Annotated in this window: 16 protein-coding genes and 1 pseudogene; all 17 read right to left on the bottom strand. The window is 50.5% G+C overall.

The window, feature by feature from the left end; all coding sequences use genetic code 11:
- Positions 1-2 precede the first annotated feature (2 nt).
- Entirely contained in the window at positions 3-944 is a 942-nt protein-coding gene (locus ACSX1A_RS00135) for a hypothetical protein (RefSeq protein WP_439881570.1), read from the bottom strand.
- A gap of 431 nt (positions 945-1,375) precedes the next feature.
- On the bottom strand, positions 1,376-2,017 hold the full coding sequence (locus ACSX1A_RS00130; RefSeq protein WP_439881569.1) for a hypothetical protein: 642 nt from the start codon (positions 2,015-2,017) through the stop codon (positions 1,376-1,378).
- 95 nt (positions 2,018-2,112) lie between these two features.
- The gene (locus tag ACSX1A_RS00125; protein WP_439881568.1) at positions 2,113-2,628 is read right to left on the bottom strand and encodes a hypothetical protein; all 516 of its coding nucleotides are present in this window, start codon (positions 2,626-2,628) and stop codon (positions 2,113-2,115) included.
- Between the two features lie 44 nt (positions 2,629-2,672).
- Positions 2,673-3,227, bottom strand: a complete 555-nt coding sequence (locus ACSX1A_RS00120) for a hypothetical protein (protein WP_439881567.1) — start codon at positions 3,225-3,227, stop codon at positions 2,673-2,675.
- A gap of 101 nt (positions 3,228-3,328) precedes the next feature.
- Positions 3,329-4,027, bottom strand: a complete 699-nt coding sequence (locus ACSX1A_RS00115) for a 3'-5' exonuclease (protein WP_439881566.1) — start codon at positions 4,025-4,027, stop codon at positions 3,329-3,331.
- On the bottom strand, positions 4,027-6,054 hold the full coding sequence (locus ACSX1A_RS00110) for a DUF294 nucleotidyltransferase-like domain-containing protein (RefSeq protein ID WP_439881565.1): 2,028 nt from the start codon (positions 6,052-6,054) through the stop codon (positions 4,027-4,029). Before ACSX1A_RS00110 ends, ACSX1A_RS00115 begins: the two co-directional genes overlap by 1 nt.
- A gap of 522 nt (positions 6,055-6,576) precedes the next feature.
- On the bottom strand, positions 6,577-8,475 hold the full coding sequence (gene acs, locus ACSX1A_RS00105; RefSeq protein WP_439883574.1) for an acetate--CoA ligase: 1,899 nt from the start codon (positions 8,473-8,475) through the stop codon (positions 6,577-6,579).
- Between the two features lie 75 nt (positions 8,476-8,550).
- A pseudogene (locus tag ACSX1A_RS00100) lies at positions 8,551-10,434 on the bottom strand (propionyl-CoA synthetase); the annotation flags it as partial.
- Positions 10,435-10,457: 23 nt separating this feature from the next.
- Complete coding sequence (locus ACSX1A_RS00095; RefSeq protein ID WP_439881564.1) at positions 10,458-10,841, bottom strand: response regulator transcription factor; 384 nt, start codon at positions 10,839-10,841, stop codon at positions 10,458-10,460.
- 4 nt (positions 10,842-10,845) lie between these two features.
- On the bottom strand, positions 10,846-13,569 hold the full coding sequence (locus tag ACSX1A_RS00090; protein WP_439881563.1) for an ATP-binding protein: 2,724 nt from the start codon (positions 13,567-13,569) through the stop codon (positions 10,846-10,848).
- Complete coding sequence (locus tag ACSX1A_RS00085; protein ID WP_439881562.1) at positions 13,566-13,784, bottom strand: hypothetical protein; 219 nt, start codon at positions 13,782-13,784, stop codon at positions 13,566-13,568. Before ACSX1A_RS00085 ends, ACSX1A_RS00090 begins: the two co-directional genes overlap by 4 nt.
- A 118-nt stretch (positions 13,785-13,902) precedes the next feature.
- A complete protein-coding gene (locus tag ACSX1A_RS00080; protein ID WP_439881561.1) occupies positions 13,903-15,594 on the bottom strand; it encodes a sodium:solute symporter family protein in 1,692 nt (563 codons plus the stop codon).
- A 29-nt stretch (positions 15,595-15,623) separates the two neighbouring features.
- A complete protein-coding gene (locus ACSX1A_RS00075) occupies positions 15,624-15,887 on the bottom strand; it encodes a DUF4212 domain-containing protein (RefSeq protein ID WP_439881560.1) in 264 nt (87 codons plus the stop codon).
- A 32-nt stretch (positions 15,888-15,919) separates the two neighbouring features.
- Positions 15,920-17,257, bottom strand: coding sequence for a hypothetical protein (locus ACSX1A_RS00070; RefSeq protein WP_439881559.1), 1,338 nt, complete (start codon positions 17,255-17,257; stop codon positions 15,920-15,922).
- Positions 17,258-17,594: 337 nt separating this feature from the next.
- Positions 17,595-18,014 (bottom strand): transposase, encoded by a 420-nt coding sequence (locus ACSX1A_RS00065; protein ID WP_439881558.1) that lies wholly within the window; start codon positions 18,012-18,014, stop codon positions 17,595-17,597.
- A 197-nt stretch (positions 18,015-18,211) separates the two neighbouring features.
- The gene (locus ACSX1A_RS00060) at positions 18,212-18,943 is read right to left on the bottom strand and encodes an SDR family NAD(P)-dependent oxidoreductase (RefSeq protein ID WP_439881557.1); all 732 of its coding nucleotides are present in this window, start codon (positions 18,941-18,943) and stop codon (positions 18,212-18,214) included.
- 487 nt (positions 18,944-19,430) lie between these two features.
- Positions 19,431-20,825 (bottom strand): ATP-dependent protease ATPase subunit HslU, encoded by a 1,395-nt coding sequence (hslU, locus tag ACSX1A_RS00055; RefSeq protein WP_439881556.1) that lies wholly within the window; start codon positions 20,823-20,825, stop codon positions 19,431-19,433.
- Positions 20,826-20,829: the final 4 nt, after the last annotated feature.

The following is a 20,829-nucleotide window of genomic DNA, read 5'->3' as shown; positions in this document are numbered from 1 at the left end:
ATTCAGACTTTTGTAAACATCATGAGGGCATTTTTGGTAGGATCCCCTTTTTGGAAAAGCGTACGTTTTTCAAACTTGAATCCCACTTTCTCAACAAAGTCGCAGATAAAATCTAATGAGTAAAAATTCCTGACTTCTTTACTGTTATACTCCCACGTTTCATTGGTACCCAGGTTAAACACATCGTGTGCCAGCGCTACCAATGTTTTCTGGTTATCTGTATCGCAATCGTGGTCTCTTAAAATAAGCTTCCCACCCACACGAAGTGTATTTCTGATTGCCGATATATAGGCTGTCCTGGAACCAACAGGGCAATGATGGAACCCGATGTATACCGTAACCAAGTCAAGACTTTCATTAGGAATAACCCTGGCAAAATCAGTGCGATAGTCAGCCATGGGTATGTAGGTCGCACCTATGCTAAGCTGACCCCGATCTACCATTTCAGTAACAGAGTAACCCGGTTCTTTCACATCAGCATAGTACCTGTTGCCCCGTATATCCATGGTTTCCTCCAGATAATCTAAGTATCTTCCAGAGGAACCTACTTCAAGGTAGCCATTAAACATACTACCTTCTCCCAGCAGGTCGGACGTTTGTCTGGCCATCTCATCTTTCTGTTTGAAGAGGGCCGGCAGTTTATACTTGAACGTAGAAAAAAAAGGGGTTATAGCGTCAAGTTTTGCTTGAGTCGTAAGGTACACTTCCTTGTCAGAAACCTTCTGCTTTGTAGTTTCTGATATTAGTTTATGAAAATCATCTTCTGGAAATAAGTTAAAAACGTTTTTCAGAAACTTATAAAACTCACCTTTAAGCTTGCTGTTGGTATAGATAGTTCTAAAATTGCCGCTAACCACAGCCAACGAATTTATTACCTCCAAAGACACTGCCTTTAGAGGAATAGCAACAAACACAAGCGCTTTAAGAAAAAAACGTCTCCGCATAACTGTACTAAATTTGTTTAGCAACTTAACTTTTCTTTGTGTAAAAGCAATCAAAGAATATGTGTGAAGATATGTGATTGACAGGAAAATATAACCCTCCTGCTAATTATGTATGTGACATATTTAGCAGGAGGGTTATATCTATACACCCCAGCTGATATTTCATTCACCACAGCAGGCTCCGGCAGTGTTGCAAGGCCTCTTCCTGCAGCTCGCACTTCGACGATACAAGAATGTTGTTTCCTCTAACCTACACCGCCACTTGAGTTCAGCAACTGGTGCTTCGTGCACTTAGGTCCAGAACTAGCCTGGTTGTTTTGCTGACACAAAGACAAGATTTGTGGGTTGCTGAAGTACGGGTGTGAGGTTCTGGAATATTAGAGGCTTGTTGGTGATAACACCAACAAGGGCGGGGACTTTGTTGCCAGAAGTTATTCTCTTTTTAGTTGATTCCCAAATAAACTAACGATTGCGACATAATCCTTCAATTCCTGCATATCGTCGTAGAATTCTGAATAGGTTTCAGGGTTATGAAATCTGTAAATTCGGAAGTTATCTCCAATCTTGAATTCCACAGTATAGCTTTCTCCATCTGATACTATTATCTTCTGCTCTGCTCTCCCCCTTACAGTTTTAGTATACTTCTTCATCTTTGGCTCAAGCTCTTTTTGGTTGGGCAAATAGGCCAAGTTGTGATTTAGAAGCACTCTCATGAATGAACTTAGCTGACCTTGTTCAGCTTTGAGCTTATACTTTTTTATTTTAACCGGCATATTATGTTCGGCATACTCTATTGCTGTCCACACAGAGTCTTTAACAGCAATTATTATAAGATTCCTTGTCCCGCTTAATTCATTCAGCTTATAAAAGCGGACTTCAGTAGTGTTTGCAGTTTTGTCAATTGGTGTTAGCCCCACCTTTTTCTCAAAATCTCTGTTTGGAGATAAATTGATGCTGTCTGACTGTATGTTGTCTTCTTTTGAGCGTTGTATATCTGATGCTTGCTTTCGCTGTGCATATCCATGTATGCAGTAGAGAAGAGTGAAGATAATTATCAGACAATATTTTTTCATTGTTTACAATTACTGGCTATGGCTTGTACATAAGGCGAGCAAGGTATAACCAAAGCTTGGCTTATGTGCTGGGTTATGTAGTGGTTTTCTTTCTCCTATGGAAGATTCTCCGAGTCAATTTCTGAATTATCAAGTAACGACTGAAGATAAGCCCTGTCTGGACTTAACAATGTTCCGTAATCAGTAGCCGATGGAATGAACACTTCAAAAAGAAATTCACATTCACTTTCGAGCAATTCATACCTTCTATTTCCTTTAATCCTATCCAAGTCTAAGTAATCTGGTGGCAGCTTGTTTATTTGAAGCAATTTAATTCCACCTTTCCAATCAGGCATTAAAGGCTTAAATTCTTCGGTCGGCAGAATGAAGTCAAACTTTAGTCCTTTGGCAAGAACATTTAGATTCTGCACTTCTTCTCTAATTGGTAGACTATACTTCTGCCATTGAAATCCACTTCCTGTTGTATGGTTATGGACCCAAATATACTTATGGCTGTCCCGAATCAAGTACTTGAGGATTCCTGTTGTAGCAAAGTCAAGAACTATCCTATACCTACCTTGAGCGGTTTCTTTGATACAGTTTATGTTCTCTTTAAAGTCTACTTCTTTCATGATTTAAATACTACACAACGGCTCTGCTATGGTGCGTTTATGCACTAAAGGTCTTGTTGTGTGTTTGTTTTTCTCTCTATTATATCTTTCAAAACTTTACTAGCTTTCTTACCGAAGCAATAGTCAAAGAAGTACATTCCTTTTCCTTTTTCGTCAAGAGCTTCATCAGCTTCAGAAGTCAATAGGAATGATTCAGGAGCCTTGTCAATGAACAATTCAAACTTAGTTCTCCAAGTCTTCTTTCTTACTTCATTTATGATTTCAGGTGTCAATAATTTAGGAACATATAATACTTCTGAAACACTATATGCTGCCAGTTCATAGTAAAGCTCTTTAAAGGCTTGCTGATTTAAAATCTTGATAAGTCCAGCTTGTCCAGGTATGAAAGAGAATATGGCAGACCAATTTGGTCCAGACCAACCAGTCCAAAGAACTTGACAATCTAAATTTTGCTGAAGATTTTTGTAAAACTTTTTGCTCTGTCCACCCCCACCATAGAGAAGTAAATCATAGTTATTAAGCTCGATGCTCTCAGATACAGAAATCTCTTCAAGCATTTTTTCATATTCCTTAATTTCTATCAATTTATACTTCTTCATAATTTAAACACCACAAAACTAGAGTATAAACGGAATTCTATTCGGTATTCCTTCCAATATAGGCAGATAAACGGAATAGCTCATCTTAACCAAAATACTTCCTACCTCACCAACTCCCCCACCGTCTCAATTCCTCTTTTTTTCGCCTGAGCTAAAAGCTTCAGCAGAAGTATGGCCGTGATAAAGGCATCGCCGGCAGCGGTGTGGCGGGACTCTGTGGGGAGTTTATACTTGCAGATAAGCGCATCCAACGTATAATCTGACCGGCTGAAGCTGTCCGGGGAGTGGTGGCGGGGCTCCAGGCGTTTGGCCAGGTGCGCTGTGTCTGCCGTTTTGTTGTGCAGTTTGCCGCTGATGCCGCTTCTCCGGATCATCCCGTTCACCATCTCCACATCAAACGCTACGTGGTGGCCGACCAGAATGGCGTTCCCGATGAAAGAGAGAAAACGCTCGAGTACCTCCGGCTCCGGTACCCCCTGCCCCACTTCCTGACGCAGCAAGCCGTGCACCTCTGCGCTTTTGTTTCCCGCTGCTATTTCCTGCCGCACCACAAACTCGAAACTGTCCTGCACCAGCACCTGCCCGCCCCGCACCTTCACGGCCCCAATAGAAAGCACCTTGTCCTGTTTCTCATCCAGGCCTGTTGTTTCGGTATCAAAAACAACGAACTCAGCCCCGTTTAGGGCAGTTTCGGAAGGAGGCTGGCTGTTTATGCACTGGATGTACGCTTTCCAGAAAGGGGGATCATGCGCCTCAGCCAGGGGTTTGCCCGACAGCAGTTCTTTGAGCCAGCCCCGCATCAGCCCAGGTAGTTTAGTTGAAAGCGCACCTGCAGCAGTTCCTGTACATCGCTGATAGGCTTGAAGGTGTTGCGCAGCGTCTGCCGCTCCAGTTTGTTGAGCTCAGACGGATTGATGTAGCGCCCGGTGTTATTGTTTCGCAGGCCGCTGAGGGCGCGGTGGCGCATCATGATTTCGTAGGCCATGGCAGCATCGCGGTAGAGTGCGGCATTTTGCGGCTCCAGCACAGCCAGCTTTTCAAAACGCTTAAAAGTGTTGTTCTCCCCGGTCACGCGGTTGTCCAGCGTCAGCACGCGGGCTGCGTCCACAAGCGGAACCATGGCACGCAACTTTATATCGAACTGGTCTTTGTGCTCCCCGCCACGCTCCACAATAAAGTTGCGGAAAAAGCTGAGCGGCGGCGGACTCTGCAGCGCATGTTTGGCCAGGTAAGGAAGGAAAACATGTTCCTGTTGAATATGCTCGTAAATATAATCCGTCAGCTTCTCAGCCAGGCTAAAGTCGCCGTACACCGGGCGGTAGTCAAAGAAAATACTGGCGTTTAGCAATGCCTCTTCGGTGGGTTCGTGTATCCAGTCGTGGAAATATTGCTTCCAGATATGCAGCGGCTGGCACCATTTCGGGTTGCTGGCCATCATGTCGGCCGGGCAGCGTTCAAACCCGCACTTTACCAGCACTTCATTTACCTGCGCCGCCAGCTTCACAAAGTATGCCTGTGCTTCTTTCTCCTCGGCGGCATGTGCATCCTCAAACACCAGCGCATTGTCCTGATCGGTTCGCAGCAGTTGCTCTTCACGGCCTTCGCTCCCGATTGAGAGCCAGCAGTAGTGCAAAGGCGGTTCGCCTAGTATACTTTCGGCATGCTGCAGCGCCCGCACCACCAGCGCATCGTTTACTTCGGTGATGATGTTGGCGATAAAGGCGATGTTCACCTCCTGCTCCAGGTACTTCTGCAACAGCTCCTCTGCGCGGTTGCGGATGGCGGGTAAATTGTCAATATTCTGCGTCTCCCGTATTTCCTGCACCAGCACAGCCGGGTTATTGCCCTGCGCCAGCAACAGGTGGTGTTCCGTAAGCACTCCTACTACAGGAGTATTGATGGTGCCGTCGGCGGTCACGCAAAGGTGTTTTACGCGCTTGTGCATCATCAGGAGCAGCGCCTCCGCCATGTGCGGATTGGGCTGTATACTGATCACCGGGGAAGACATCACCTCCGTTACCGGATCGTCAATACTCAGATGGCCCGCCACCACTTGTTTTCTTAGATCTGTATCGGTCAGGATGCCGATGGGGTGCTCCTGCGCATCTACCACCAGGATAAAGCTGGAGTCTTTGTCGCTCATGATCTGCGCTGCCAGCCGGATGGAGGTTTGGCCGGTGCAGGTAACTTTATTGCGGCTGGTATCCAGGGTGAGCACATCCTCGAGGTGTAGCGCCTGCGTTGAAGTATAGGAACCAAGACCGCGGCGCGCCTGGTTTGTTTCCTGCATGCTCCCCTGCTGAACCTGAGAACCGGCGGCAAAGCCAGCGGCAAAGTAGAGTGCCACCTCCGGGTTATGATGCAGGATCGGCTCAAATAAATCTATCGGAATGCCGTACACCAATGTCTCTTCTGCGGCAGTGGCGGTAGAGGAATAGTCTTTTTTCGCGATCAGGGCACGCGCCCCGAACACATCGCCTTCGTCGCATACATCCACCAGCCGTTTTGCCTCCTCCGGCCCCTGCTCCAGGCGCACAGAGCCCTGCCTCACCAGGTAAAACACATCGTGCGGGGTATCACTTTGTTTAAACAGTACCTGCTCCGGCTCCAGGTACATGACCCGCACCTGCCCCGCCAGCCCCCGCAGCTCTTCCGACGCTATCAGGTTGAATGGCGGGTACTGCTTCAGGAACTCAGATACACGCTCTTGTATGGCGTTGGCAGGTTTCATACGGGTTGTATTTAGCTTGTTGAAGTTAAGTATTTTCTTGTTGTAGTGCAAGTGGTGGTTTGGTATCCTTTGATTTGTAAAAAGTGTCTTAAGCATTGGCTATACTTTATAGCTACTGCTGATCCTAGCTTCACACTTGGCTATACTTTATATTTGCCTTTCATCCTCAGTCTAATACACCCATAGTTTCATCTCTTGCCTTGGCTCCCTCAAGCCCGGGAGGGCTCGTCCTCGGGCATCGCGCTGTGTTCCCTCCTGCCTCCGCTGCGCTACGGCTGCCGCTAAAGCGGCACCGGATCTCACAAGGCGCTCAACCCAACGACTGGGATCAGCTCGATAGCCTATACTGACGGAACTTCAGCTCCCCCTCGGAGGAGGAGGGGATTTAAACCTGCGCCGACAGTTTGCGACCTGTCCGCACCATACCGGCAGCTATACAATTTAAACTTTAGCAGCGGCTATTACAGACTCCCCTCCTTAAACAAGGAGGGGCAGGGGTGGTTGGACCCGGTACTGCCAAGACTGCAACATGCAAGTTTCATTCAAGCATCTGGCAGGCACAAAAAAGCCCTGCAGCAGTGGCTACAGGGCTTTAGAACATCTAAACTAACTTTCTGTTTATAAGGCTCCGGCTTTTATGTCGTCTACTACGGTTGGGTCCAGCAGCGTGGAAGTATCGCCTAGATTGGAGGTATCGCCTTCAGCTACTTTGCGCAGGATGCGGCGCATGATCTTGCCTGATCGGGTTTTCGGCAAACCGCTCACAATCTGAATCTTGTCTGGCTTTGCAATTTTACCGATCTTCTCCACTACTGTTTCAATAATTTCGGCGCGCAACCAATCCTCCCGCTCCGGTCTGTCTTTCAAAATAACAAAAGCGTAGATGCCCTGTCCTTTCACATCGTGCGGATATCCCACTACAGCCGACTCAATTACGTGCTCGTTGTGGTTAATGGCTTCCTCGATCTCTGCTGTTCCGAAGCGGTGCCCTGACACGTTGATCACATCATCCACACGGCCAATGATTCGGTACAGGCCATTCTCGTCGCGCTTGGCACCGTCGCCTGTAAAGTATAAGCCCTTGTAAGTCGAGAAGTAGCTGAGGCGGGCACGCTCATGATCCCCGTAGGTGGTGCGGATCATACTTGGCCACGGGAACTTCACGCACAGGTAGCCTTCCACTCCGTTTTCTTTTATTTCCTTGCCATCACTATCGACCAATATTGGCTGTATGCCCGGCAGCGGCAGGCCGGCATGGCTTGGCTTCATTGGCGTTACGCCTGCCAGCGTAGAAATCATGATACCGCCTGTCTCCGTCTGCCACCAGGTATCTACTACCGGACAATCCTCTTTGCCCACATGGATGTGGTACCAGTGCCAGGCCTCCTCGTTTATCGGTTCTCCCACAGAGCCCAGCACCCGCAGCGAGTCTAAACTGTAAGACAGTACGTTATCAATATCGCCTGCCATTAGTGCGCGGATAGCAGTTGGAGCCGTGTAGAAGATCGTTACACCAAACTTATCGCACACCTGCCAGAACCGGCCCATGTCCGGGTAAGTAGGCACGCCCTCAAACATTAGAGTAGTGGCACCGGCCAGCAGCGGACCGTATACCAGGTAGGTATGGCCCGTGATCCAGCCAATATCCGCCGTACACCAGTACACGTCGCTCTCCTGGTACTGGAACACGTTGCAGAAGCTATACTGGGCGTACACCATGTAGCCGCCGCAGGTATGCACCACGCCCTTCGGCTTGCCCGTGGATCCTGAGGTATAAAGTATAAAGAGCATATCCTCGGCATCCATCTCCTCGGCAGGGCAGTCTTTTCCTACAGTTTTTACCTCCTCGTGGTACCATACATCGCGCCCTTCCACCATGTTCACGGCCCAGCCCAGGCGCTCTACTACAATCACTTTCTCTACCGATGGACATGTTTCCAGCGCCTCATCCACCACACGCTTCACCGGGATCTGCTTGGCTCCGCGGTTTAGACCATCGGATGTCAGCACCATACTACACTGCGCATCCTGGATACGATCAGCCATAGCCACAGCCGAGAAACCGGCAAACACCACCGAGTGAATGGCGCCGATGCGGGCACAGGCCAATACGGCAATCGCCAGCTCCGGGATCATCGGCATGTAGATACAGATGCGGTCACCTTTCCTGGCTCCGTTCTTCTTGAGCACATTGGCAAACTGGCACACACGCTCGTGCAATTCACGGTAGGTCAGGCGCATAAAGCGCTCTTTCGGGTCGTTCGGCTCCCAGATCAGGGCTAGTTTGTTGCCGCGGGTTTTCAGGTGGCGGTCCAGGCAGTTCTCGGTGATATTCATTTTACCGCCCTGGAACCATTTCACGTTTGGCTCCTCAAAATTCCACTCCAGTACCTTATCCCACTTCTTCCGCCAGGTAAAGGTATCGGCAACGTCAGCCCAGAACCCTTCCGGGTCCTCTACGCTGCGCTTATATGCTTCCTGGTACTCTTCGTTTGTGCTTACTTGATAGTTTGTCATGGCAAGGTGTAATTCTTGGTTAGATTTCGTTTTAAGGTTGATAAATGCATTACCGATGCGCCGTTCCTTCAGGTGTTCGTGTATTTCTGTCAGAATAGCCGGATCGTCTATGGTAGATGGTACGGTATAAGCCGTACCATCGGCAATATGGCGCAGGATGCGTCTCAGGATCTTACCGGAGCGGGTTTTCGGCAGGCGCTCAACCAGGGCCACTGTTTTGAAATAGGCCACTGCCCCGATCTTCTCCCGTAGCAGGGCCACCAGTTCCTGCTCCAGCTGCTGCTCTCCAATCGTCTGTCCGTCTTTGAGCACCACCAGGCCCACAGGGCGCTGCCCGCGCAGGTCGTCTGCAATACCGATTACGGCACACTCTGCCACCGCAGGGTGCGAGGACACCATCTCCTCCATCTCGCCAGTGGAAAGCCTGTGGCCAGACACGTTGATCACATCGTCGATGCGGCCCATGATGTATACGTAGCCTTCCTCATCGATGTAGCCGCCGTCGCCGGTCATGTAGTAGCCCGGGAAGCGCTCTAAGTATGATTTTCGGAAACGCTCGTCATCCTCCCACAGCGTGGGCAGGCAACCCGGAGGCAGTGGTAACTTTACGGCTACAAAGCCCTCCTGATTTGGGATAAGCTGCTTGCCTTCCTCGTTCAGTATCTGTACATCGTAGCCACACACAGGTTTGCCTGCGGAGCCTGGCTTTGTAGGCAACAGCTCCAGCCCTGCCATGTTGGCAACCATCGGCCAGCCCGACTCTGTCTGCCACCAGTGGTCTATCACCGGCACCTGCAGCAGGTTGCTGGCCCAGTAGTAAGTGGACACGTCGCAACGCTCTCCAGCTAAAAATAAATATTTTAAAGATGGGGTGTCATACTTTTTCTTGAACAGCCCGTCCGGGTCCTCTTTTTTGATGGCGCGGAAAGCCGTTGGGGCCGTGAACAGCACTTTTACCTCGTGCTGCTGTATGATGCGCCAGAACGTGCCGGCATCCGGCGTACGCACCGGCTTGCCTTCGAAAAGGATGGAGGTGCAGCCATGGATCAGCGGACCATACACCAGGTAAGAGTGGCCTACAGCCCAGCCCACATCCGAGGCGGCCCAGAACACATCCCCCGGATCCACATCGTACACGGCTTTCATGCTATACTTCAGTGCCACGGCGTGGCCGCCATTATCGCGCACAATGCCTTTAGGCTTGCCGGTGGTGCCGGAAGTATAGAGAATGTAAAGCGGATCGGTAGCGTCTACAGGCACACAGTCGGCTGGCTCGGCCTGCTGCAGCACCTCCATGTAATCCAGGTCGCGGCCTTCCTGCATGTCGGCCTGAATCTGCGGGCGCTGGAAAACAATGGTGTGCTCCGGTTTATGCGCGCTATCGTCAAGGGCCTTGTCCAGCAGCGGCTTGTACGGGATTACTTTATCGAACTCGATGCCGCAGGAGGCGGAGATCACCACCTTTGGCTTGGCATCATCGATGCGTACACACAGCTCATGCGGGGCAAAACCTCCGAACACGACGGAGTGAATCGCACCCAAACGCGCACAGGCCAGCATGGCCACCAGGGCCTCCGGAATCACCGGCATGTAAATCACCACGGTGTCACCTTTCCCTACCCCTACGTTCTGTAGCGCCCCGGCGAAGCGGGCTACAAAATCGCGCAGCTCCGCGTAAGTATACTTCTTAACCGTGCCTGTTACCGGAGAATCGTAGATGAGGGCAGTCTGGTCGGCGCGGCCGTTTTCCACGTGGTAGTCCAGGGCCAGGTAAGCCGTGTTCAGCTTGCCGCCTTTAAACCAGCGGTAGAAGCCGTTTTCGTCAGTACTAAGTACCTGCTGCGGCTTTTCGTACCATGCCAGTTGCTTGGCCTGCTCGCCCCAGAATGCCTCGGGGTCGGATATACTTTGGGCATATGCCTCGGCATATGTTCTTGGTGTTTGGGTTAAAGTTTCCATAGTTTCAGTTTTTCAGTTTACCGTCAACTCGCTGTCAGGTCTTTGATCTTCTCCAACAAAAAGCGCGTGGAGAAAGGCTTTGGAATGTAGAGATCTGCCCCTGCGGCATACCCTTTCTTAATATCCGCGTCTTTGGTCTTGGCGCTCAGGAAAATAACCTTCGCTCCGTCCATCTCCTTCTTCCCCCGGATGTGGCGGCATACTTCGTAGCCATCCACGTCGGGCATCATAATATCCAGCACCACCACCTCCGGCAACTCCCTGTTCACACTCTCGATGGCCTCCGTGCCGTTTCGGGCGATGAACACCTGAAAGCCGTTCTTCCGCATCAGGAACTCCAGCGGCATCAGGATACTCGGTTCATCATCCACTACCAACACCTTCAGTTTTTCTTTTGACTTACTCATAATTCTATACTTTAGCAGCAGGGGCCTGCACTTTTATCGGTAGCGTGAAGGAGAACCTGGCGCCTTTTCCCGGTTCACTCTCTACCCACAGCCGCCCCTGGTGCGACTCTATTATCTTTTTGCTGATGGCCAGCCCGAGTCCGCTGCCCTCCGGCTTGCGGATGTTCTGGTGCTTTGCCTGGTAAAACTTATCGAATATCTGCTTCTGGCTTTCCGGGTCTATACCTTTGCCATTGTCCACCACGTTCACCTTCACGTCACCGTCGATGTAGTAGGCCGACACGATGATCCTGCCGTGCTCCGGGTTACAGAACTTGATGGCGTTGGAGACCAGGTTCACCAGCACCTGCATCAGGCGGTCGCGGTCGGCGTTTATGCCTGGCAGGCTTTGCTGCACGTCCACTACCAGCTCTATCTTCTTCTCCTGAATCAGCTGCTCCAGCGCCTCCACCGACTCCTGTACCACCTCCTTCAGCTGCACCTGCTCCATGTTCAGTTTCTGGCGGCCGCTCTCGAACCGCTCCAGGTCCAGCACCTGCGTGATCAGCCGCGTCAGCCGCTCCGACTCCTTCACAATGGTATGCAGGAAGTGTTCCTGATCCTCGCGCTCCATCTCCGGGTTATCGTACAGTATCTCCGACAGGGCCCGGATGGAAGTCAGGGGCGTACGCAGCTCGTGCGTTACCGTGGACAGGAACTCGTCCTTCAGCTCATCCAGGTGCTTTAGCCTCTCGTTGGCGCTACGCAGTTGCTCGGTTGCCCGGCGCAGTTCCATCGACTTTCTTCTCAGCTCATTGTTGATGCTGATCAGCTGCTGTGACTCCCGCAGGATGTTGAGCACCTCGTCTATACTTATCTCCTCCTCTTTCACCACCGAGGCCACCATGATGTGGGCCGAGGAGGACCCGATCACACCGGAAAGCAGCTTCTCTGCATAGGTTACCAGCTTTGGGTCTGCCTTGCCGGTTTCATCTTCCGGGGTTGGGTATTTGCGGCGAAAGGTGTTGAGCGCCTTCCCGGCACGCTCCTCCCCCAGAAAACTTACCAGCAGCGACTTTATATCTGGTATGTAAGCCGTGCCTTTCCAAACGATAGAGGACTCATATATCGTAGAATACCGGAAGATATCCACAAACACCTCTGCCTGGTTCCGCTCCTGCGAGGTCTGCTGGCTAAGCAATGACAGGCCAATGTACAAGCCCGTGTTTAGGAACATGGTCCAAAACATGGCGTTTGAGATATAGCCCATACCCTGCAAGCCGAAAAGCTCAAACGGTTTCAGCCACTCGATGCCCAAAGGCCCTTCCAGCATAATACTGGTTGGCAGCATACCTACGCCCACCATAGAAGGCACAACCAGGGTATAGAACCACACCAGCGAACCTACTACAACACCGCCCAGCGCGCCGCTTTTTGTGCCCTCTTTCCAGAAGATACCCCCAATGATAGCTGGGGCAAACTGCGCCACAGCCGCAAAAGATACCAGCCCCACCTCTACCAGAGAGTAAAACTCCGCCACACCTTTATAGTACAGGTAAGCCAGCAAAAGCACCAGCATAATGCAGAAGCGGCGGCTGTTGAGCAATATGTTCGAGAGTCGCTCCTGCTTTGCCTTCTTGAAGTAGGGCGTGTTTATCATGAACGGCATCACGAGGTTGTTGCTCATCATCACGCTCAGGGCGATGGTGGACACGATCACCATACTTGTTGCTGCCGAATAACCGCCCAGGTACACCAGCAGCGCCAGTATACTTTTCCCCTCGCTCAGCGGGATGGCCAGTACAAACATGTCGGCATCTACGGTGCCACGCGTAAAGAGCAGATCACCGCCAAAGGCAATCGGCAACACGAAGATGTTAATGGCGAACAGGTACAGCGGGAACAGCCACATGGCTTTGTTCAGGTGCTGCTCGTTCACGTTCTCCACCACTGCCACCTGAAACTGGCGCGGCAGAAAAAGGATTGCCAGCATCGACAGGAACAGCATCCAGAACCACTCCCCGTAACCGCCTTCGCTGCTGAAGGTCATCAGCTTATCAAAATTTGGCAGTGTTTGCGCCCGTGACATCACGTCATCAAACCCGTTGAAAACCGTATAGGTCACGAATACGCCGGCCACCAGAAACACCACCAGCTTCAGCACTGACTCAAAGGCAATTGCCGTTACCATACCCTCGTGCCGCTCCGTCGCCTCCACATGCCGCGTACCATACACGATTGTAAACAGGCCCAGGCCTATGGCGATAAAGAAAGAGGTGTCCGGGAACAGTTCCTGCTGTATGGCTGTGCCTGTAAGTATGCTCAGGCTGCTGGCGATGGCTTTGAGTTGAATAGAGATGTAGGGAATGATCCCCAGCACGCAGACCACGGTTACGATGCTACCCAACGTAATGCTTTTGCCATAACGGGAGGCGATGAAATCGGCGATGGTGGTAATACGCTGCACTTTGCAGATGCGGATGATCTTGCGCAGCACGACCCACCACAGCGGTGCCATCAGCGTTGGCCCGATATAAATGGCCAGGTACTCCAGGCCTGAGGTGGCAGCACGGCCCACGCTTCCGTAATAGGTCCAGGCGGTGCAGTACACAGCCATAGAAAGCGCATAAACATATGGATTGCTCACAAAGCTTTTTCCGGCCGTGGAACGGCGCTCCGCCCAGGAGGCCAGCCCGAACAGCAAAGCCAGGTACAGAAACGAGATTCCGATAACGAGCCAGTAGTTCATGCCTTCTGCTTTGGTTTCCGGATACGCTTACGCTCTACAAACAAGCCAATCGCCACAATACAAAGCAGCCACATCACCATCAGGTACAGGTACAGTACAGGTACGCCCGCTACTGTGCCCCCCTGGTTAAAAATGGAGAGCACCGGGAAACTCAGCAGCACCAGAAACAGAATGCTGATGAAGAAGAGTCGCCTGCCTTTTACTCTGTCACGCATATTGGGGTAACTTAATCGGTTATTTAAAACAAAGTGAGATCAAGAGATACGATCAACTACAGGGACTTTCTCGCACTCCGGATTTCTCACCTTGTTCAAAATCCATCAACCGTATTGGTTAATGATGTGCTGCAGCAGCCACCGCTCCACGTGGGATACGGATATCCTCTACCAGCTCCTGAATGTGCGCTGGTGGTGGAGGGGTCATTCTTGATATCACAAAAGATACAATAAAATTCAATACCATACCAAGTGTTCCGATCCCTTCAGGAGAGATGCCGAACCACCAGTTTTCCGGCAGATTGGCCTCCGGGTTCACGAACTTAAAGTATGAGATATAAGTGACAGTAAAGAGCAGGCCGATCACCATACCCCAGATAGCCCCTTGTTTGTTCATACGCGTCGAGAAGATGCCCATGATAATAACCGGGAAAAAGGAGGCTGCCGCCAGTCCGAAGGCAAAGGCCACCACCTCGGCCACGAAGCCAGGAGGATAGATACCGAAGTAACCAGCCACCACTACTGCCAGGGTAGCCGCTATGCGTGCCGCGATCAGCTCGTTTTTCTCGGAGATATCCGGCATAAAGGAGTTCTTGAGCAGGTCATGCGAGATAGAGGTGGAGATAACCAGCAACAGGCCGGCCGCCGTAGAGAGCGCCGCCGCCAGGCCACCGGCCGCCACCAGGGCAATCACCCAGTTCGGCAGGTTGGCGATCTCCGGGTTGGCCAGCACCATGATATCCTTGTCAATGGTCAGCTCGTTCACGGCCGGATCCTTTACATACTGTATGCGGCCGTCGTTGTTCTTATCTTCAATGCTGATCAACTTTGTTTTCTGCCAGTTCTGCACCCACTGCGGCATTTCTGAGATAGGGCGGTTGCTGATGTTGTTGATCATGTTATAGCGGCCAAAGGCACCGATGGCCGGAGCCGTAGTATAAAGTATGGCAATGAACACCAGCGCGTAACCAGCCGACATACGGGCATCTTTTACCTTCGGCACGGTAAAGAAGCGCACGATCACGTGCGGCAGACCGGCCGTTCCCACCATCAGGGCAGCCGTAATAAAGAATACGTCAATGGTAGACTTGGTACCGCTGGTGTACGGGGCAAAGCCAAGCTCCGTCAGCATGCCGTCCAGCTTGGCCAGCAGCGGCGTACCATCTGCCACATCACCCCCCAAACCAAGCTGTGGGATCGGGTTGCCTGTCAGCATAATAGAGATAAACACCGCCGGCACCATGTAGGCGAAGATCAGCACGCAGTACTGCGCTACCTGTGTATAAGTAATGCCTTTCATACCGCCCAGCACCGCATAGAACAGCACGATGATCATACCTATGATCACACCGGTCTCGATCTCCACTTCCAGGAAACGGGAGAACACAATACCCACACCGCGCATCTGGCCGGCCACATAGGTAAAGGAGATAAAGATGGCACACACCACAGCCACCAGGCGCGCGGTTCTGGAGTAGTAGCGGTCGCCCACGAAATCAGGCACGGTAAACTTACCGAACTTACGCAGGTAGGGCGCCAGCAGCAGAGCCAGTAGCACGTAGCCGCCCGTCCAGCCCATCAGGTAAACAGAGCCGTCGTAGCCCATAAAGGAGATGAGGCCGGCCATGGAAATGAACGAGGCGGCGCTCATCCAGTCGGCGGCGGTGGCCATGCCGTTTGCCAGCGGACTTACACCGCCCCCAGCCACGTAAAATTCTTTGGTTGATCCGGCACGCGACCAAATGGCGATGCCGATGTAGAGGGCAAACGTGATGCCCACGATCAAGTATGTCCAAGCTAAAATGCTCATATCATGTAGATTTTTATGGTGAGAAACGGTTAATCTTCGTGCACGTCAAATTCCTTATCCAGCTTGTTCATCAAGACCACATATACAAAAATGATGATGACAAAGCAGTAGATAGCGCCTTGCTGGGCAAACCAGAAGCCCAGTTTAAATCCGCCAAGCGTGAACCGGTTGAGCTCGTCCACGAGCAGAATCCCGAACAGGTACGACACTGCGAACCAGAGGCCGAGCAGTGTGAGCAGGATGCGCACGTTGCGCCTCCAGTACTCCTGCATCTTTTGTCTGTTATTTTCCATTTCTTAAAGGTTAGATGTTTAGTTTGATGCTGTTATAAGTATATCATGGCCTGCAGCGTAAGCTCGGGCCTGTACTTTATATCGTTGATGTTGGTGAAGTCGGGGCGGTTGCGGTAGTTCAGCGTAAACTTGGCATTATGCCCTTCCATAAACAGGTTGGCTCCCACATCCAGCACCTTTACCGGCACCTTGTCGCCTCCACTGTCTTGCAGGCCATCGAAGTTACCGTAGTTAAAGGCGGCGTAAGGCTGCAGGCGCGATTTCTCACCGAGTGTTTCTTTGGGTAGCAGGAAGCCCGCCTGGGCATACACCATATCACCGGTGCCCACGGTTGGGAAGGCATTGCCGCGCAGGCTGCCACCCTCTGTGGCCGGGTTCAGAATGCCGATGTTACGCACGTGGTTTCGCCCGAAGTCATAGTTATAGTATACTGCATAGGCCGTTATGGCCGTACCCTTCTCCTGGTTCAGGGGCAGGTCCATAAAAGCATCCACCCCGAACAGGTCGATATCCTCTTCCACAACCCGTGTTCCACCAAGTGTTGCCTCCTCGCGCCACATGCCATCTCCGTTGTGCATAAAGCCGGCGCCCAGATTAAACACCTTCTTGCTCCCAAGGTAGGTGCCTACAAAGTATGGCAGCAGGTTAGACTCCTGATCCCAGAACTGGTAGTTGAAGTAGCCCTGGTACACTTTGTTGTTGTGGCGGGGGTTGTAGTTGGCAACAGGACCTATGGCACCGCCTGTGTTTGTAAGAAACGGTTCGTTTATAGCCATGCGGTAGTCCAGTTTTCCCACCTTGCCCTTGGCGTACATGCCGATCATGCGCGCAAACTGGTCAATGGCCTCAATGGTGGGCCAGTTGGAAATGGGTGCATCGTAAGCCAGGAAGTTAAGGGTACTGGCACTGGTCATGCGAGATATACCGTTCCAGTAATGCAGACCGGCACCTATCGACAGGCTCTTATCAAAGATCCGATACTCTGTCCAGGCGTCGTGCATGTAGAGTTGCGGTTTTTTACCGTCGGTGCTGGCGAGGCCCCCGCTCACGGCATTCTGGTTGTTGATGCCAAAGTGCGTCAAGATCAGGAAGCGGGGGCTTATCTGGGCGTAGAGCAGCACACGGGAACGGCGCAGGCCTATGTCAAATGTGTTATCTACCGCTTCGCCATTGCGGATGGAGCCCGAGTTGTTCTCGTTGTAGCGTATCCACACCTGGTTCCAGGCAATAAGCCGAAAGTACTTTGAGCCGTCCTCGTTCAGGGGCACCTTTAGACCCGCACCATAGAGCTCGGAGCCCTGTGCCATGGCACTCCCTCCGAAGCAGCAAAGGCCGAGCCCCGCTACTACGCTTAGTAATAACTTTTTCATTGATGTTCAGGAATTTGAGGTTAATAATAAGAGGACAGCTGTTCCCTGAATCTTTACCCTATTTTATGGAAATGTTAATAAAAAGTGTTAACAAGTGTACTTTTCTGGTAATTTAATATAGCTAAAGAGTAGCTGCTTTAACTTGAGGGCCAGGGTGAGGTAAAATTCCCATCCTCGGCGGGGCTTGGGGTGGGTTCATGACAATAATGCTGGTCCCTTATTTAGACAAGCTAGAACGTGAATTCTAGGCTTACGGAGCAGCTTTGAGGGACAGAGGTGATCGGAACAGGAGCCAAAAAGGACCCAGCGGCCTGCATAGTCTTGGATAACTGCAGTGCTAGTCTCTAAAACGCTTCCACTTGATCATCATATACTTATCACCCAGTTCGGTGATCATCATACCGGCGCCTTTCAGGTTGCCACCGTTTTTCAGGTACTCTACCAGCTCGGTGTGGTTCAGGACTTTATAGGTAGGATGGTACTCTGTCTGCTCCGGGGCTTTGATTTTATACTTCCGCACCCAGTTCATCACCGACACGTGGCTTACCCCCAGAATTCGTTCAATCTCGCGGTAACTGATGCCTTCGATGTACAACTGTAGCGCTTTAGTAACATAGTAGCTGTCGATATTCTTGCCAATTTTGTTTACTGTAAAGTAATAGGAGCAGTTTTTACAACGGTAACGCTGCCGTTCATTCACGATACCGCTCTTTACAACTTCCTGGCTGTCGCAGCGGGGGCAGATGGGATGCTTCATATGCAGCTATAGTTCTAAAGTGAGCAAACACTTAACTATATTAAGTTAGCATATATATATTAAATTAGCAACATTCCCTTGAAAAAGAAGTCAAGCATCGGCCGGCGTGTCTCAATGTTTCAAAAACGAGCGATGCGCCATACTCACAAAAAAGCCCTGCCACGGCGGCAAGGCTCTTTGTTTTGCTTTCAGACTGGCTATGGCATGTCCCGCACCGATACCAGCACTTCTTTATACTCGTTCGTACTGTTCAGGAAATTAACCATTTTACGGGCAACCTCCTCCGGCTGTGCCAGCTCGTTATTAGCTTTATACTGACGGAACTTCTCTACTGTGCTGAAACGGCTTGCATCGCTCTCCCTTATCTGTCCCTGCATGTTTGTATCGACAATGCCCGGCGACAACGCATACACCTTTACCCCCGAGCCACGCTTATCCTGCTCCAACTGCACAACTTGTGACAGCATGTCAATGGCGGCTTTGGAAGCGCAGTAGCTTGCCCAGCCGTCTATCGGGTACTGCCCCGCGCCCGAGCTCACATTAACAATAACTTTCTGCGCCGGGTGTTGTTGGTACACCTGCAGGAAAGTGTTCATCAGCATAGCAGGTACTATTACATTTACATCAAAAACAAACTCAAACCGTTCGTTAGGCACATTCTCCCCTACATACCCAATATCTCCCAGCACACCTGCATTGTTTATCAATACCAGTTGCGACGCATCTTTGTAAGCCAGAAACACCTTCTGCAGGTTATGCTCCACGGCCTCTATGTCAGAAAAATCCAGGGGCTGGTGCCGGTAATTAGGGTGCTTGATGCTGCAGGTGCGGGAAACGCCGACTACCTGGTTATTTTCATCTTTCAACAACTCCTCGGCTAATGCTCTGCCTATGCCTTTGCTGGCTCCGGTTATGATGTAGTAGTTCATAGATAGGTGAATTATGAATGCAGAATTAGAAATAACGAACGGACCCGACAATCAATTTTGTGTCAGGAAAAGCGCTACACGTTATATTTATCAAAGTATAAAATACTACGGTAACTACAAAAATAAAGATGGCGCCTCCGCTAAAGCAGAAGCACCATCTTTTACGATTTCACTATCTCTGTTTACTGGTGAGAAATAGTTACCCGAAAAACAGCTGTAGTGGCGGGCACAGTGAATGCGACATGCTCATCAGATTGGTGGCTGCCTGCGCTGTTACCCCATCTTCCGCGATTAACTCTAACCCTGCATCTGCCGACATACACAAAAAAAAACAGGATCATCGCTGTTTACAACAACGATGATCCTGTTTTTTGTATGATCTAACGTATAAACCTATGCTACTTGCCCACCCTACATAACTGTTCAGCTAGCGGGACCAGGAAAAGAAATTACATTGTACTTTTATACTTAATGTATCTTTTGATAATTAAAGAATGTACTGGCTCAGATCACGATTTTTAACCATGTTCGCCAGCTTATCCTGTACCATGGCTCTGTCAACTAAAATATGAGCGTTTGCACCTATCTTGTCCGGAACATCAAAAAGAATATCGTTCAGCAAGCGGCTCATAACTGTGTGCAGGCGGCGGGCACCAATGTTCTCCACCTCTGAGTTTACTTCAAAAGCAATAGAAGCAATTTCATCCAAAGCCTCATCATTGAAAGTCAGCTCTACATCTTCTGCCGAAAGCAAGGCCTCATATTGCTTGGTAAGGGCATTCTTTGGAAATTTAAGTATTTGGTAAAAGTCTTCCTTCGTCAGGCTATCCAGCTCCACACGAATCGGGAAACGGCCCTGTAACTCCGGGATCAGATCAGACGGCTTTGCCACGTGGAACGCACCGGCAGCAATAAACAGGATGTGATCTGTATTGATGATACCATACTTGGTGCTAACGGTTGACCCTTCTACGATAGGCAGAAGGTCTCGCTGCACCCCTTCGCGGCTAACATCCGGGCCGCCGCCACCTTTTTTGCTGGAGCTGGCCACTTTATCAATCTCATCGATGAAAATGATACCTGAGTTCTCCGCCTTAAAAATGGCCTCTTCCTTCACCTCGTCCATATCGATCAACTTGGATGCTTCTTCTTCCAACAGGATCTTACGTGCCTCAGCAATCGTTACTTTGCGTTTCTTGGTTTTCTTAGGCATCATGCCACTGATCATTTCCTGGATGTTCATCATAGATGCCTCATCCATTCCGGGACCCATTACGCCCATGCCCGGCATGGCGCTCTGCTGCACGCGTATCTCTATTTTGCGGTCTTCCAGCTCACCGTTACGGATTTTATCCCTGAATTTCTCACGGGTACGCTCGTTCAGTTCATGGTCCGTTTCCGGCATCACGTTCGGATCGGAAGTAACATTGACAGGTGAACTTCCACGACCCTGAATTGGGGGAATAAGGGCATCAAGAATGATGTCTTCCACCACTTCGGCCGCCTTTTGCTTTACCTCTTCCTTTTTCTTCTGCTTCACCATGTTCACAGACTGCTCCATCAGGTCGCGCACCATACTTTCCACATCGCGGCCTACATAACCTACTTCTGTGAATTTAGATGCTTCAACTTTAGTGAAAGGCGCATCTGCAATTTTAGCCAGGCGGCGGGCGATCTCGGTTTTACCAACCCCCGTTGCCCCAATCATCAAAATATTATTAGGAACAATATCGCTCTGAATACTTTTATCAGCGTTCATGCGGCGCCAACGGTTACGGAGGGCAATAGCCACATTCCGCTTGGCGTCTTTCTGACCTATGATATACTTATCCAGCTCTTCAACGATCTGTGCTGGTGTAAGCGATGCTATATTATCTGACATGTTG

This window comes from Pontibacter sp. MBLB2868, from assembly GCF_051904785.1.
In the GTDB taxonomy this organism is placed as follows: domain Bacteria; phylum Bacteroidota; class Bacteroidia; order Cytophagales; family Hymenobacteraceae; genus Pontibacter.
The sequence above is the reverse complement of the archived record's forward strand: the minus strand, read 5'-3'. Positions and strand labels throughout refer to the sequence as shown.